We start from the raw sequence: 14,022 nt of genomic DNA, 5'->3' as shown, positions 1-14,022 counted from the left end.
CATTTATGCTAAGCAAGAAGATTCGCACCATTCTGGTGTTCAGCTGCATCGCCGCGATTTTCGCTGCGGTGGGCTATTGGAACATCAGCCCGGAACGCTTCCTTGACCAACCCGCGGCCAAGGTCGAGGAAAATGACATCGACTGGTATGCGACCAATACGCATACCCTGCAATACCTGCCGGACGGAAAGGTGCAGTACGAAATGACGGCCGACAAGGTCGATCATGTAAAGGCCAGCGACGTCACGCTGGTGACCAAACCGGACCTGAACATGTTCCGGGGTACCGAATTTCCATGGCACGTGCAGAGCGAACGGGCCGAGGTCAATCCCGGCGGCACCGAAGTCGAACTGATCGACTCGGTGCGCATCGCACGGACCGATGAAAAGAACCGTACGACCATCATCACCAGCAGTCGCATGACGGTCTTCCCGCAGCGAGAATATGCGCAGACCGAGCAACCCGTTAGAATCGACGGCGCTGGCGGCGTGTCGACCGGCGTGGGAATGAAGGCGTATTTGAAGGAAAGCAGGATACACCTGCTATCGAAAGTAAGAGGACAGTATGAAGCTCGCTAAAACCCTCCCTATTTTGCTCAGTCTGGGCGCTGCACTGGGAAGCGCGAGCGCCTGGGCCCTTCCCAACGACCGCGACCAGCCTATCCGCATCCAGGCCGACGACGCGCAACTGGACGACAAGAACGGTGTCGCCACCTATAAGGGTGACGTGATCATTACCCAGGGCTCGATGAAGGTGACCGGCAATACCGTCACCATCACCCGCACCCAGTCCGGCGATATCGACGTAGTGACATCCGTGGGCAACCTGGCGTACTTCGAACAGTTGCAGACCGCAGGCGACACCAAGCCTGTGCAGGGTTACGGGGTCACCATCCAGTATCACGCCGCCCAGGACCGCGTTGTATTGATCGACCGCGCCAAGGTCGTCGACAAGGACAACAACGTGACCCAAGGCGAGAAGATCGTCTACGACACGGTCAAGAAGCTGGCCAGCGCCGGCCGTGCCACTGGCAGCAAGGTGACCGAACAGCGTCCGCGGATCGACATGGTGATCCAGCCGAAAAAGAAAACCGACGAGCAGAAGGCGCAGTAATGGCAACTCTGAAAGCCCAGCACCTGGCCAAGAGCTACAAGAGCCGCCAGGTTGTGCGCGATGTCAGCCTGTCCATCGACAGCGGCCAGATCGTTGGCTTGCTCGGCCCCAACGGCGCGGGCAAGACAACCTGTTTCTACATGATCGTCGGGCTGGTTCAGGCCGACCAGGGCCGCGTACTGATCGACGACCTGGATGTCAGCCACCAGCCGATGCACGGCCGGGCGAAGGCCGGTATCGGTTATCTGCCGCAAGAAGCGTCGATCTTCCGCAAACTGTCGGTGGCCGACAACATCATGGCCATCCTCGAGACCCGCAAGGAGCTCGACAAGGCCGGCCGCCGTCAGGAATTGGAGAGCTTGCTGCAGGAATTCCATATCAGCCACATTCGCGACAACCTGGGCATGAGCCTGTCCGGCGGCGAACGTCGTCGCGTGGAAATTGCCCGCGCCCTGGCTACCGCGCCGAAATTCATTCTGCTCGACGAACCCTTCGCCGGCGTAGACCCGATTTCGGTGGGCGACATCAAGCAGATCATCCATCATCTCAAGGCCAAGGGGATCGGCGTGCTGATCACCGACCACAACGTGCGCGAGACACTGGACATCTGCGAGACCGCCTATATCGTCAACGACGGCCAGTTGATCGCCGAGGGCGACTCGGCCACCATCCTGGCCAACGAGCTGGTCAAGGAAGTGTATCTGGGCCACGAGTTCCGCCTTTAAGCCACGAAGCCTCAGGCGAAGGCCTGGGTGGCGCCGAATGTCCGATGACGACCCGTGGGGCACTCTCAATTAATTGAAGACGCCCCCTAGGCAAACACTTCAGTTTCAGGCATATAATTTGCTTAAGTTTGGCGCTCCGGCGCCCTGTAGTGGATGGCGCATGTGCGCCGGCAAATAAGGTGTTAAGCCCCTGCCATGAAACCATCGCTAGTCTTGAGAATGGGCCAGCAGCTGACGATGACACCGCAGCTGCAACAGGCCATCCGCCTGCTCCAATTGTCGACCCTGGACCTGCAACAGGAAATCCAAGAGGCCCTGGAATCCAATCCGATGCTCGAACGCCAGGAAGAGGGCGACGACTTCGACAACACCGATCCACTGGCCGACAATGTCGAGCAGAAAACCACCCCGGAAATCCAGGAACCAACCTACCAACAGGAAGCCGCCCCCACGGTGGACAACCTTGAGGATGGCGAATGGAACGAGCGCATTCCCAACGACCTGCCCGTGGACACGGCTTGGGAAGACGTCTATCAGACCAGCGCCAGCAGCCTGCCGAGCGGCGATGACGACGAATGGGATTTCACTACCCGCACGTCCGCCGGCGAGAGCTTGCAGAGTCATCTGCTCTGGCAATTGAACCTGGCGCCGATGTCCGATACCGATCGCCTGATCGCCGTGACCCTGATCGATTGCATCAACAACCAGGGTTACCTGGACGAGACGCTGGAAGAAATCCTCGAAGCCTTCGACCCCGAGCTCGACATCGAGCTGGACGAGATCGAAGCCGTCTTGCATCGCATCCAGCAGTTCGAACCCGCCGGCATCGGTGCTCGCAACCTGGGCGAATGCCTGTTGCTGCAGCTGCGCCAATTGCCCGCCAAAACCCCGTGGCTGGCCGAAGCCAAGCGCCTGGTGACCGATTACATCGACCTTTTGGGCGGACGCGACTACAGCCAACTGATGCGTCGCATGAAGCTCAAGGAAGATGAACTGCGCCAGGTCATCGAGCTGGTGCAAAGCCTCAACCCGCGTCCTGGCTCACAGATCGAATCCACCGAGCCCGAATACGTCGTCCCCGACGTAATCGTGCGCAAGCACAACGATCGCTGGCTGGTGGAGCTCAACCAGGAGTCGATGCCCAAGCTGCGCGTCAACGCCCAGTACGCAGGTTTCGTCAAACGCGCCGATACCAGCGCCGACAACACCTTCATGCGCAACCAGTTGCAGGAAGCGCGCTGGTTCATCAAGAGCCTGCAGAGCCGCAACGAAACCCTGATGAAAGTCGCCACCCAGATCGTCGAGCATCAGCGCGGCTTCCTGGAATATGGCGACGAAGCGATGAAGCCGTTGGTCCTGCATGACATTGCCGAGGCGGTGGGCATGCACGAATCGACGATTTCACGGGTGACCACCCAGAAATTCATGCATACCCCTCGGGGCATCTATGAATTGAAATACTTTTTCTCCAGCCACGTCAGCACCTCCGAAGGCGGCGAATGCTCGTCCACGGCCATCCGCGCGATCATCAAAAAACTGGTCGCGGCGGAAAATCAGAAAAAGCCGTTGAGTGACAGCAAGATCGCTGGTTTACTGGAGGCACAAGGCATTCAGGTGGCCCGCCGTACCGTCGCCAAATACCGCGAATCCCTGGGGATCGCACCTTCGAGCGAACGCAAGCGGTTGATGTAACAGGCCACGCCACAGCGTTCCAGTGGCAGGCACCCAGCCTGCCGCTTTATGCACTGGCAACGAAGGAGAAGCTGTATGCAAGTCAACATCAGTGGACACCAACTGGAAGTGACCGAACCCCTGCGCACCTACATCGGCGAAAAACTCGACCGATTGGAGAGGCATTTCGACAAGATCACCAACGTGCAAGTCATTCTGAACGTCGAAAAGCTGAAGCAGAAGATCGAAGCCACACTGCATATTCCCGGCGGAGAAGTGGTTGCCAATGCGGAGCATGATGACATGTATGCCGCGATTGACCTGCTGACCGACAAGCTGGATCGCCAACTCAAAAAGCATAAGGAAAAGACCCAGAGCCTCCTCCAGGGCGCAACCGGTCGTTAACCCCCCCAATCCATGATCCGACTAGAAACCATCCTGACCCCCGGCCGTTCCCAGGTGAACGCGCCGGGTGGCAGTAAGAAGAAAGCCCTCGAACAAATTGCCAACCTGATCCACCGCGAAGTGCCGGATCTGGAAATGCAGGACGTCTTCGAGGCCCTTATCGCCCGTGAAAAACTAGGCTCCACCGGTTTTGGCAACGGCATCGCCATTCCACATTGCCGCCTCAAAGGCTGTACGTCGCCCATCAGCGCGCTACTGCACCTTGAAGCACCCATAGATTTCGACGCCATCGACGGCGCCCCGGTCGACCTGCTGTTCGTATTGCTGGTTCCGGAAGCGGCGACCGATGCGCACCTTGAGCTGCTGCGCCAGATCGCCAGCATGCTGGACCGCAAGGAAGTGCGCGAAAGACTGCGCAGCGCAACGAGTAACGACGCTTTGTATCAGGTTGTCCTGGACGAGCAGAACGGTCATTAAACATGCGCATGATCATCGTCAGTGGCCGCTCCGGCTCCGGTAAAAGTACCGCCCTCAATGTGCTCGAGGACAGCGGCTACTACTGCATCGACAACTTGCCGGCAGGCCTGCTTCCGGAGTTGGCCGAGCGCGCCCTGATCCACACCGAACTGGCGCAACCGCTGGTCGCCGTGTCGGTCGATGCCCGTAACCTGCCCAGCCACTTGTCGCGCTTCCCCGAACTGCTCGAGGAAGTGCGCAGCCGCCATATCCAATGCGATGTGCTCTACCTGGATGCCGACGAAGAAACCTTGCTCAAGCGTTTCTCCGAAACTCGCCGGCGCCATCCACTGAGCAATGCGAGCCGCTCCCTGGCCGAAGCGATCCATGACGAAAGCCAACTGCTCGGGCCCATCGCGGACCTGGCGGACCTCAAGCTCAACACCACGAACCTGAACCTGTATCAACTGCGCGACACCCTCAAGTTGCGCCTGCTGAACCAGCCAGAACCGGGTACGGCCTTTCTCGTCGAATCGTTCGGTTTCAAACGCGGAATGCCGGTAGATGCCGACCTGGTGTTCGATGTCCGCTGTTTACCCAACCCTTATTGGAAACCGGAACTGCGCGAGCAGTCCGGGCTGGACCAACCGGTAATCGACTACTTGGCCGCCCAGCCGGATGTCGAAGAGATGTACCAGGACATTTCCAGCTACCTGCTCAAATGGCTGCCCCGCTTTGCCGCTAGCAACCGCGCCTACGTCACGATCGCCATTGGCTGTACGGGTGGCCATCACCGCTCCGTCTACCTGACCGAACGCCTGGGTCAGCTCCTGCAACAATCCCTGAAGAACGTCCAGGTTCGCCACCGCGACCTCAGCTAAAGGATTCACACCGCGATGCCTGCTCGTGAAATTGAAATCATCAACAAGCTGGGTTTGCATGCCCGAGCGTCGGCGAAATTCGTAGGTGTGGCGGGTCAGTTTCCTGAGACCACGATCCGGGTCGGGCGCACGCCTGAGAGTACCGTCGATGGTAAAAGCATCATGGCGATGATGATGCTCGCCGCTGGCAAGGGCACCAAGATCCACTTGAGCACCGAGGGCGAACAGGCCCAGGAGGCGATGGATGCCTTGGTGGCGCTGATCAACAACTATTTCGACGAGGGGGAATAACTCCTCCGGACCCAAGGCCATTTCGTCGCGAGGGAGCTTGCTCCCGCTCGGCCGGGCTGGCGCTCCAGTGCGCAGCGGCCGCAAGATGTTGGGGCCGCTTCGCGGCTCAGCGGAACAAGCTCCCTCGCCACAAAAACGGACTTGCCATGAGCTCTAATCGACACAAAAAAGGCGCGTCATCCACATGAATGACGCGCCTTTTTTTGTGGCCTTGAGTATCAGCTACCCGCCACGGTCATCCGCTCGATCAACACCGAGCCCGTGCGGATGTTGCTGCGCAGCTCCAAATCATTCCCCACCGCCACGATCTGCTTGAACATGTCACGCATGTTTCCGGCGATGGTGACTTCCTGAACCGGGAACTGGATCTCGCCATTCTCGACCCAGAAACCCGCCGCGCCACGGGAATAATCCCCGGTCACCATGTTCAGCCCATGGCCCATCAACTCCGTTACCAACAGCCCCCGGCCCATGCGCCGAAGCAATGCCGCCTGGTCTTCTTCGCCATGGGTAACGAAAAGGTTATGCACACCGCCAGCGTTGGCGGTGCTCGGCATGCCGAGTTTGCGGCCCGAATAGGTACCAAGGATGTAGGACACCAGCTCGCCGTTTTCCACGAACGGCTTGGCGTAAGTGGCCAGGCCATCGCCGTCGAATGCCGAGCTGCCCATGGCCTGCATCAGGTGCGGACGCTCGTCAATGGTCATCCACTCCGGGAACAGCTTCTGCCCCAGCGCGCCTTCCAGGAACGACGACTTGCGGTACAAGTTGCCGCCAGACACCGCCGACAGGAAGCTGCCAAACAGACCACCGGCCAGCTCGGCAGAAAACAACACCGGCACCTCACAGGTCGGCACCGGCCGCGCGCCCAAGCGGCTGGCTGCCCGTTGTGCGGCTTTCTGGCCGATGCTCACCGGGTCCGCCAGCAACGTGCCCTGGCGACTGACGTCATACCAGTAGTCGCGCTGCATCTGCCCGTCCGCCTCGGCGATCATCACACAACTGAGGCTGTGACGGGTCGAAGCGTAACCGCCGATAAAGCCATGGCTGTTGCCATAAACCCGGCAACCCTGGTGCGTATTGAGCGTCGTACCGTCGGCATTCTTGATCCGGCGGTCGGCATCGAATGCCGCCGCCTCACAGCGCAGCGCCTGTTCGATGGCTTGCTCGGGCGTGATGTCCCAGGCGTGGAACAGATCGAAATCCTTCAGTTCCTTGCACATAAGGGCGGCATCGGCCAACCCCGAGGCGTCATCCTCGGACGTGTGCTTGGCGATCGCCAGCGCCGCGGCCACCGTTTCACGAATGGCGTCGGGCCCGCTGGCCGAAGTGCTGGCCGATCCCTTGCGCTGGCCTACGTACAAGGTAATGCCGAAACCCTGATCCCGATTGAACTCAACGGTTTCCACTTCGCGCTGGCGCACCGAAGTCGACAATCCCTGCTCCAGCGATACCGCCACCTCACAGGCGCTGGCACCTTGTCGCTTGGCCTCGGCGAGAATCTGCTCGACTTGCTCCTGCAGTGCCGGCAATGCCTGCGGACCGACGCTCTGAACTGCACTCATGGTGTTCTCCACTCAAATTCTGCTTTCGGTATCGGGTTTGCACGCAAACTGCCTGCGCTGTTTTTCGTACAAACCCTTGGCCTTCTAGCGACCGGGCCGGACAAGCGGCCCCCGACTGGTTATCATGGCGGCGTTTCTTTGCGGACTGCCACCATGGTTGATTCTTACGACGACTCCCTCTACGAGGGTGAAAAAAGCAAATCCCAGGTCAAACGCGAGCTGCATGCTCTGGTTGACCTCGGCGAGCGCCTGACAACACTCAAGCCTGACTTGCTGGCCAAACTGCCGTTGACCGACGCCTTGCGCCGGGCCCTGGCCGATGCGCCCAAGCACACCGCGAATATCGCGCGTAAACGGCACCTGCAGTTCATCGGCAAACTGATGCGCGACCAGGACACTGACGCGATCCTGGTTTTGCTAGACCAGCTCGATGCCTCCACCCGGCAGTACAACGAGCGCTTCCACAACCTGGAACGCTGGCGTGATCGCTTGATCGCTGGCGATGACGGCACCTTGGAAAAATTCGTCATCGACTACCCGGAGGCCGATCGCCAGCAATTGCGCTCCCTGATCCGTCAGGCCCAGCACGAACTGGCGCACAACAAGCCGCCGGCCTCGAGCCGTAAAATCTTCAAATACATCCGTGAGCTAGACGAGACTCAACGCGGCCTGCGCTGAGTCTCGTCCTTGGGTGGAGGCCTTGCACTCCACCCAAGGCTCCGTCATGCGCCCGTGCCACCCACGGTGATCGCATCGATCTTCAAGGTCGGCTGGCCGACACCCACCGGCACCGACTGGCCGTCTTTGCCACACGTGCCCACGCCACTGTCCAGCGACAGGTCATTACCGACCATCGACACTTTGCTCATCGCCTCCGGCCCGTTGCCGATCAGGGTCGCGCCCTTGACCGGCGCGGTGATCTTGCCGTCTTCAATGAGGTAGGCCTCGCTGGTGGAAAACACGAACTTGCCGCTGGTGATGTCCACCTGGCCGCCGCCGAGGTTGGCGCAATAGATGCCTTTTTTCACCGAGGCGATGATTTCCGCCGGATCGCTCTGGCCGCCCAGCATGTAGGTATTGGTCATGCGCGGCATCGGAAGGTGCGCGTAGGATTCGCGACGACCGTTGCCGGTGCGAGCGACGCCCATCAGGCGAGCATTGAGCTTGTCCTGCATGTAGCCCTTGAGCACGCCGTTTTCGATCAAGGTGGTGCACTCGGTCGGGGTGCCTTCGTCATCAACGCTCAGGGAGCCCCGACGCCCGGCCAATGTACCGTCGTCGACGATCGTGCAGAGTTTCGAGGCGACCATTTCACCCATGCGACCACTGTAGGCAGAGCTGCCCTTGCGGTTGAAATCGCCTTCCAGGCCGTGGCCGACCGCTTCATGCAGCAGCACGCCGGACCAGCCGGAGCCCAGCACCACCGGCAACGTGCCGGCCGGGGCCGGAATCGCTTCCAGATTGACCAGCGCCTGGCGCAGGGCTTCGCGGGCGTAGCCCATGGCGCGGTCTTCGCTGAGGAAATAACGATAGTCGGTGCGCCCGCCGCCGCCATGACCGCCGCGCTCACGCCGGCCGTTCTGCTCGACGATCACGCTGACATTGAACCGCACCAGGGGCCGGACGTCCGCCGCCAGGCCACCATCGGTGGACGCCACCAGGATTCGCTCCCAGACGCCCGCCATGCTCACCGACACCTGCTGGATCCGCGGATCGAGGGCGCGAGTGGCAACGTCGATGCGTTTGAGCAGCTCGACTTTCTCGGCGCGACTCATGACCTCCAATGGATTATCCGGCGCATACAGCTGCGCCACGTCCTGGCTGCTGAACGCCTGGACCGTGCCGTTTTGCCCGGCGCGCGAGATCGAACGAGCGGCACGGGCCGCGGCGCCGAGGGCTTCGAGGGTGATGGCGTTGCTGTAGGCAAAACCGGTCTTTTCACCGGACTGGGCCCGTACGCCGACGCCCTGGTCAAGGTTGAAACTGCCTTCCTTGACGATGCCGTCTTCTAACGACCAGGACTCGGAAATCTGCCCCTGGAAATACAGGTCGGCGGCATCGATGCCCGGGCCGGCCAGGTCACCCAGCACGCCTTGCAGGCTTTCGAGGGTCACGCCACCGGGGGCTAAAAGGTGTTCACTGACTGAGGACAACAACCCGCTCATATGTTTTACGCCTTGAATTCGTCGTCTTGGGCAGGTCGCTGTCGGGCGCCCTGCGAGAAAAAGCGCCGATGGCTCGCCACCGGCATGCGCGCCCGGATGGACGCCTGTTCGCTGCTGTCGCGCTCGGCCAGCAGCACCGCCTCGCCTTGATCCTGTTGCGCCAGCACCCGCCCCCATGGGTCGATAATTGCAGCGTGGCCGAAGGTTTCCCTTGGCCCCGGATGCGTCCCGCCTTGGGCTGCCGCCAGCAGGTAGCACTGGGTCTCGATGGCTCGGGCGCGAATCAATACGTCCCAATGGGCGGCGCCGGTTACTGCTGTAAAGGCCGAAGGCGCGGTGATCAACTCAGCCCCGGCCGCTCGCAACTCGCTGTAGAGCTCCGGGAAACGCAAGTCGTAACAGACCGTCAGGCCCACCCGGCCCACGGGAGTATCGGCGACCACCACGTTGCGACCATAAGCATAGTCATCGGATTCGCGGTAGCGCCCACGATTGTCCGCCACGTCCACGTCAAACAGGTGCAGCTTGTCGTAACGCGCCACGATCTGGCCCTGGTCGTCCACTAGCAACGAACAGGCATGAGCCCTGGCTTCGGGCTCGTCCTCCGGCGGTAATGGCAGCGTGCCGGCGACAATCCATAACCTGAGGTCGCGAGCGACCTGTTTCAACCAAGGCAGGATCGGTCCCTGACCAAAGGCTTCGGCGCGACCGATGTCGGCAACGTCCCGCCGCCCCATGGCGGCGAAGTTTTCCGGCAGCACCGCCAGCCTCGCACCGCCAGCCGCTGCCTGTTCCAACAGCACACGGGCGCGGGCCAGGTTGGCGAGGACATCGCTTTGGCTGACCATTTGAATCACGGCGACTGGCATGCTGCCTCCCTCATTTTGTGCATCATCCTCTTGTGGGAGCGAGCTTGCTCGCTCCCACAAGGGCTAGCGTTACTCGTCAGAACGGCTTGTCGAAGCTGATCTTTGGCTCTTTCCACGGCCCCTTGACGTCGTATCTTACGCTGGCAAAACGCGCTACGCGGTCACCGATCAGTTTGTCGATCAAAAACAATGCCCCACCCACCGCCGGGGCGCCGACAATCAGCGCGGCGATGGGCAGGTTGTTGGTCACCGGCAACGTCACCAGCAGCTTGGCGTCGACCTGGTCAGTGACCATGTCCAGCGTTCCGTTCAGTTCCAGGTTGCTCGAAGGTCCCGTCAAGGCGATGGGCTCACGCGTTACATAGACGCCATTGCTCGCCACCAGCAAGCCCTTGACCCGGTCATAGCTCAGCCCCTTGCCAAACAGGTCGGAGAAATCCAGGCGCAGGCGGCGGCCGATGGAGTTGAAGTTCAACAGGCCGAATACCCGCAACGCCTGCGCGCTGCCTTCGACCTCGACGAACTGCCCCTTGGTAAGCGACGCATCGAGACTTCCGGAGAAGCGCTTGGTGGCCACCCAGGCGGGCGAACCAGGCCAACGGCCGTCAACGTCCAGGCGAAACTCCTGGCTGGTCACGCTGGGGGCGAATCCCCAGCCTTTCAGCACATCGGCCAGGTTCTTACCCTTGATCCGCCCCTTGTACCAACTGCTGGTCGAGCCCGGCGCACCTTCCCAAGCGCCATTGCCATTGAGGACCATGCCCTTGAGGCCCATGTCCAGATCGTTCAACGCAATACCTTTACCGGTTGGACGCACCTTCAACGACCAGGCGCCGATCAGATCAGGCCCTTGGAACAACTGGTCGATGGCGATATCCAGGGCCGGTATCTTGCTCGGATCAACCGAAGCCAGCGGATCCGGGGCGTTTTCGTCGGCCTGCACCGTCGGGTCGGCAGCGGGCAGGCGCACGTAGTCCAGCTTGATACCGATGGGGGCGGCCTTTGCGTCCGGCACGTTGACGCTGCCCTTGGCCTGCTGGCTGTCGAGCCGCATGGCCCAGGCGTCCGGCTTGCGGTCCAGTTGCACCGATGCCTGGTCCAGCGTCGTGCCCATCGCCGTGAGTTTGCCCACTTTCAGGTCGACACCGCTGAGCACTTGCCGGGCGCTGCCGCCCGGGTCCTGGCCGGCGTATTTGCCCAACAGATCCTGCCAGGGACCCACATCCAGCTCCGATAGCGTGCCTCGCAGGCGCAGCCCCTTCGCTCCCGGCAGCACTGCATCGCCCCCGCCCAGGAGCAATTCGCCACGGCCATCGGCCGTTTTTCCGCTCGGGGCGGCATAAGTGAAGCTGGCCAGGTCGCCGTAATTGGCCCAGTAACGCCGCTCCGGCCCCTGCAATGTCATACGGAACACGGTGTCGCGCTCGGCATCAGCCGCCATGCCGAAGGGCGCCGGCAGATCCACCGCGACGCCTTTGAGATTGGAATTGATCGACAGCTGGCTGTCGGCGCCGTCCAGGATCACTTGCAACTGGTAAGGAATCACGCCGGAGACGGGCAACGGCTGGGTCACGCTCAGCCAGTCGGTGAGTTTCTTCACCTCAACCCGTCCGGACGCCGTGACACGCGTATTGAGCGCGCCGGTGCGGCCCTCGGCGAATATCTGCGCGGTCACGGGTCGGTCGAATGCCCGGGCCGCAATGTTCTTGCCGCTCAGCCCCTTGCTGCTGTCGAAGCGGAAATCCCCCTTGAGCTGAGTCAGTTCCAAGGCCGGCTCGCTGAGTTTGAGCCGAGCCTTGTCCGTTGAGAAATCCACGAGGATCTTCGGTTGCTCGCCTTTCACGAGCGGGATATCGAGCTTTACGCTGCCGCGCAGGTCGCCCTCGCCTTCCCAGCCGGCGAATGTTTCGGCCGTGCCGATGGGCGCGGTCTGGAGGATCTTCAACCCGTCGCCGAGCCCTCCGGCAAACCCACCGTCGAGCAGCAAATGAGAGTTTTGCCCGGTCGGCACGTGGGGAATGTTCACCGAAACGTCTTTTACCTGGGTGCCCAGCAGTTGCCCCTGGCTGGCGAAGATGCGTACGCCGCTGTCCTCGACAAACACATCGCCGCTGACCTTACTGACCGAAGGCCAGCCGGGCTGGAACGCCAGCTCAGCGTCATGCACCTTGAAAAACAGGCTGATGCTGCGAGCCGCATCCTCGGCGCCTTTGTTCAGCGAGCCTTGATACTGAAAGAAGCCCTCATCCACCGCGCCTTTGACAATTGCGGTGCGCAGCCACTCGTCCAGCGCCGGACTGAGAACGGCCGGCAGGTACTTGCCGGTGTAGCGCCCATCACCGTCCACCAGGCCGACCCGCAGGTCCATGTAATCTTCCTGGCTGTGATCGAAATGCAGGCGAATCAGGAAATCCCCGGCAATCCGGCCCTCCTCGCCCAGCACCTTCAGGTAAGGCGCGATCAAGGTGAACCCTTGCTTGTCCAACTTCCAGGTCAGCCGTGCGTTGGCCTGCAAGTACTGCCAGGGCTTGGCGAAGATCGGGTCCAGGTGCAGGGAGAAATCCTTGCTGTCCATGCGCAGTTCGCCGCCGCCGAGGTCGCCGCTCAGGCTGCCCGAAACATTACGTGCCGCCGGGGCCCCGTGATAGGCGTTGAAACCCACCGCGTCGAGGTTGGTGGCGAAGCTGACTTTTTGATCACCGGTATTGTGTGGCCGGTAGTCGAGCAAGACGTTGCGCAAGCCACCGGTCACCTTGAGTCGGTCGATGGCGGTGGCGACGCCTTCCGGCAATGGCGCCAGGGCATTGAGTAGCGGCGTGAGCGGCGTCAAGTCGAGACGATCGGCCTGCACGTGCCAGCGTTCCTCGGCCTTGTCGGAGGCGTCGGTCTGCTGCAGCTGCAGGCGCGACTCCCAGCGGGTGTCACCCAGGCTCATCGCCAGAGTGTCGAAGGTTGCGATAAATCCTTGGCTGCTGCGCTGGAAATAGCCGTTGAGGGCCAGGTTATGGATCTGCACGGGCTTGCGGTCGGCATAGGCGCCCTGGAGCTGCGGCGCGTTCAAGCGCACGGCCGCGCTTTGCACCGTGCCCGCGCCCCAGCTGAGCCAGAACTCGCCCCCCGCCTTGATTTCGGAAAAATTCCATTGCCGGGTCAGGCGTTTAGGCAGCCATTGGGACCAATCGCTTTGCGGCAGGCTCAGGTAGGCATCGGCCACGCCATTTTTCCAATCGCTGGCGCGGATGCGGGTACGCAGGTTGATCGCCACGGGCTGGCCGTCGGGCAGGGTCAGCCGAGCGTCCAGGCGCTGGCGGGAGGCACCGGTGCGCAGGCTCAAGCCAACGTAGGTGAGGCTCAGGGGCGGATGGTCCAGTGGCTGCAACGTCACTTGGCTGTCGAGCACCGACAGCTTCGAGACCATTTGCATGCGGTTCAACAGTTGCTGCGGATCGAGTGGCTGGTCGTCCCGTACTGGCAGGCCTTCCAGGGCCCATTTCCCGTCGGCGCCTTCCTTGAGGCTGATCTTCAGGCCGCTGATTTCCAGATGGGCGATGCGCACCTGGCGGGCCACCAGGCTGTCCCACACCGCGGGCACGGCGCGCACATGATCCAGGTGCAGGGCATTGGGGCCGTCGCCGACCACTACATCGCGCGCGGCGAAGATGGGGGCCAGGGCGTTCCAGCCGCCTTCGAGGCTACCGACGTGCACCGGCATGCCGAGCGCTTCGCCGGCACGGGCCTCGACCTCGCTACGGTATTCAGCCACCAGCGGGACCAACTCCCGGCCGAGGCTCACGTACAAGGCCAGCACGACCAGCAGCAGCGCACACAGGCCAAGCCCCCAGCGTGTCAATGTGCCCAACAGGCGTGTCAGACGCTCCATG

At 61.6% G+C, this 14,022-nt stretch carries 13 protein-coding genes; 9 read left to right on the top strand and 4 right to left on the bottom strand.

The annotated features are described in order from the left end of the window. Positions 1–5: 5 nt before the first annotated feature. The 8 genes from lptC to J3P76_RS04370 all read left to right on the top strand — a co-directional run bounded on the left by lptC (position 6) and on the right by J3P76_RS04370 (position 5,542). The gene (gene lptC / locus J3P76_RS04405) at positions 6–578 is read left to right on the top strand and encodes an LPS export ABC transporter periplasmic protein LptC (RefSeq protein ID WP_420765516.1); all 573 of its coding nucleotides are present in this window, start codon (positions 6–8) and stop codon (positions 576–578) included. Next, the gene (gene lptA, locus J3P76_RS04400; RefSeq protein WP_420765517.1) at positions 565–1,113 is read left to right on the top strand and encodes a lipopolysaccharide transport periplasmic protein LptA; all 549 of its coding nucleotides are present in this window, start codon (positions 565–567) and stop codon (positions 1,111–1,113) included. The genes lptC and lptA overlap by 14 nt, the downstream gene beginning before the upstream one ends. Continuing rightward, entirely contained in the window at positions 1,113–1,838 is a 726-nt protein-coding gene (lptB, locus tag J3P76_RS04395) for an LPS export ABC transporter ATP-binding protein (protein WP_047228667.1), read from the top strand. The genes lptA and lptB overlap by 1 nt, the downstream gene beginning before the upstream one ends. 195 nt (positions 1,839–2,033) lie before the next feature. Next, positions 2,034–3,530, top strand: coding sequence for an RNA polymerase factor sigma-54 (locus J3P76_RS04390; RefSeq protein ID WP_434560635.1), 1,497 nt, complete (start codon positions 2,034–2,036; stop codon positions 3,528–3,530). A gap of 75 nt (positions 3,531–3,605) precedes the next feature. Next, positions 3,606–3,914: a ribosome hibernation-promoting factor, HPF/YfiA family gene (gene hpf / locus J3P76_RS04385; RefSeq protein WP_090281780.1), complete on the top strand. Its 309-nt coding sequence runs from the start codon at positions 3,606–3,608 to the stop codon at positions 3,912–3,914. Between the two features lie 12 nt (positions 3,915–3,926). Further along, positions 3,927–4,391 (top strand): PTS IIA-like nitrogen regulatory protein PtsN, encoded by a 465-nt coding sequence (ptsN, locus tag J3P76_RS04380; protein ID WP_420765519.1) that lies wholly within the window; start codon positions 3,927–3,929, stop codon positions 4,389–4,391. Positions 4,392–4,393: 2 nt separating this feature from the next. Further along, the gene (gene rapZ / locus J3P76_RS04375) at positions 4,394–5,251 is read left to right on the top strand and encodes an RNase adapter RapZ (RefSeq protein WP_420765520.1); all 858 of its coding nucleotides are present in this window, start codon (positions 4,394–4,396) and stop codon (positions 5,249–5,251) included. 15 nt (positions 5,252–5,266) lie between these two features. Continuing rightward, positions 5,267–5,542 (top strand): HPr family phosphocarrier protein, encoded by a 276-nt coding sequence (locus tag J3P76_RS04370; RefSeq protein ID WP_420765521.1) that lies wholly within the window; start codon positions 5,267–5,269, stop codon positions 5,540–5,542. A 218-nt stretch (positions 5,543–5,760) separates the two neighbouring features. Here the strand turns inward: J3P76_RS04370 and pmbA are convergent, their stop codons facing one another. Further along, entirely contained in the window at positions 5,761–7,107 is a 1,347-nt protein-coding gene (gene pmbA, locus J3P76_RS04365) for a metalloprotease PmbA (RefSeq protein WP_420765522.1), read from the bottom strand. A 153-nt stretch (positions 7,108–7,260) separates the two neighbouring features. Here pmbA and yjgA point away from each other — a divergent pair, with 153 nt between their 5' ends. Next, a complete protein-coding gene (gene yjgA, locus J3P76_RS04360; protein WP_420765523.1) occupies positions 7,261–7,785 on the top strand; it encodes a ribosome biogenesis factor YjgA in 525 nt (174 codons plus the stop codon). 44 nt (positions 7,786–7,829) lie between these two features. Here yjgA and tldD read toward each other — a convergent pair whose 3' ends face one another. From tldD to J3P76_RS04345, 3 genes are all read right to left on the bottom strand, one after another. Further along, entirely contained in the window at positions 7,830–9,272 is a 1,443-nt protein-coding gene (gene tldD / locus J3P76_RS04355; RefSeq protein ID WP_186710681.1) for a metalloprotease TldD, read from the bottom strand. 5 nt (positions 9,273–9,277) lie between these two features. Further along, entirely contained in the window at positions 9,278–10,141 is an 864-nt protein-coding gene (locus J3P76_RS04350; protein WP_434560641.1) for a carbon-nitrogen hydrolase family protein, read from the bottom strand. Between the two features lie 76 nt (positions 10,142–10,217). Further along, positions 10,218–14,021 carry a YhdP family protein gene (locus J3P76_RS04345; RefSeq protein WP_434701582.1) on the bottom strand — a complete coding sequence of 1,268 codons (3,804 nt, stop codon included), beginning with the start codon at positions 14,019–14,021 and terminating at the stop codon, positions 10,218–10,220. Position 14,022: the final 1 nt, after the last annotated feature.

Origin of the sequence: Pseudomonas sp. D1-36 (assembly GCF_051132205.1) — a bacterium.
Classification (GTDB): Bacteria; Pseudomonadota; Gammaproteobacteria; order Pseudomonadales; family Pseudomonadaceae; genus Aquipseudomonas.
The sequence above is the reverse complement of the archived record's forward strand: the minus strand, read 5'-3'. Positions and strand labels throughout refer to the sequence as shown.

Bases quoted from the DNA above. Each gene is read 5' to 3' on its own strand.
- yjgA (WP_420765523.1), top strand. From the start codon at position 7,261: ATGGTTGATTCTTACGACGACTCCCTCTACGAGGGTGAAAAAAGCAAA.
- J3P76_RS04345 (WP_434701582.1), bottom strand. From the start codon at position 14,021: ATGGAGCGTCTGACACGCCTGTTGGGCACATTGACACGCTGGGGGCTT.
- rapZ (WP_420765520.1), top strand. From the start codon at position 4,394: ATGCGCATGATCATCGTCAGTGGCCGCTCCGGCTCCGGTAAAAGTACC.
- lptC (WP_420765516.1), top strand. From the start codon at position 6: ATGCTAAGCAAGAAGATTCGCACCATTCTGGTGTTCAGCTGCATCGCC.
- J3P76_RS04390 (WP_434560635.1), top strand. From the start codon at position 2,034: ATGAAACCATCGCTAGTCTTGAGAATGGGCCAGCAGCTGACGATGACA.
- lptB (WP_047228667.1), top strand. From the start codon at position 1,113: ATGGCAACTCTGAAAGCCCAGCACCTGGCCAAGAGCTACAAGAGCCGC.
- tldD (WP_186710681.1), bottom strand. From the start codon at position 9,272: ATGAGCGGGTTGTTGTCCTCAGTCAGTGAACACCTTTTAGCCCCCGGT.
- lptA (WP_420765517.1), top strand. From the start codon at position 565: ATGAAGCTCGCTAAAACCCTCCCTATTTTGCTCAGTCTGGGCGCTGCA.
- ptsN (WP_420765519.1), top strand. From the start codon at position 3,927: ATGATCCGACTAGAAACCATCCTGACCCCCGGCCGTTCCCAGGTGAAC.
- J3P76_RS04370 (WP_420765521.1), top strand. From the start codon at position 5,267: ATGCCTGCTCGTGAAATTGAAATCATCAACAAGCTGGGTTTGCATGCC.
- J3P76_RS04350 (WP_434560641.1), bottom strand. From the start codon at position 10,141: ATGCCAGTCGCCGTGATTCAAATGGTCAGCCAAAGCGATGTCCTCGCC.
- hpf (WP_090281780.1), top strand. From the start codon at position 3,606: ATGCAAGTCAACATCAGTGGACACCAACTGGAAGTGACCGAACCCCTG.
- pmbA (WP_420765522.1), bottom strand. From the start codon at position 7,107: ATGAGTGCAGTTCAGAGCGTCGGTCCGCAGGCATTGCCGGCACTGCAG.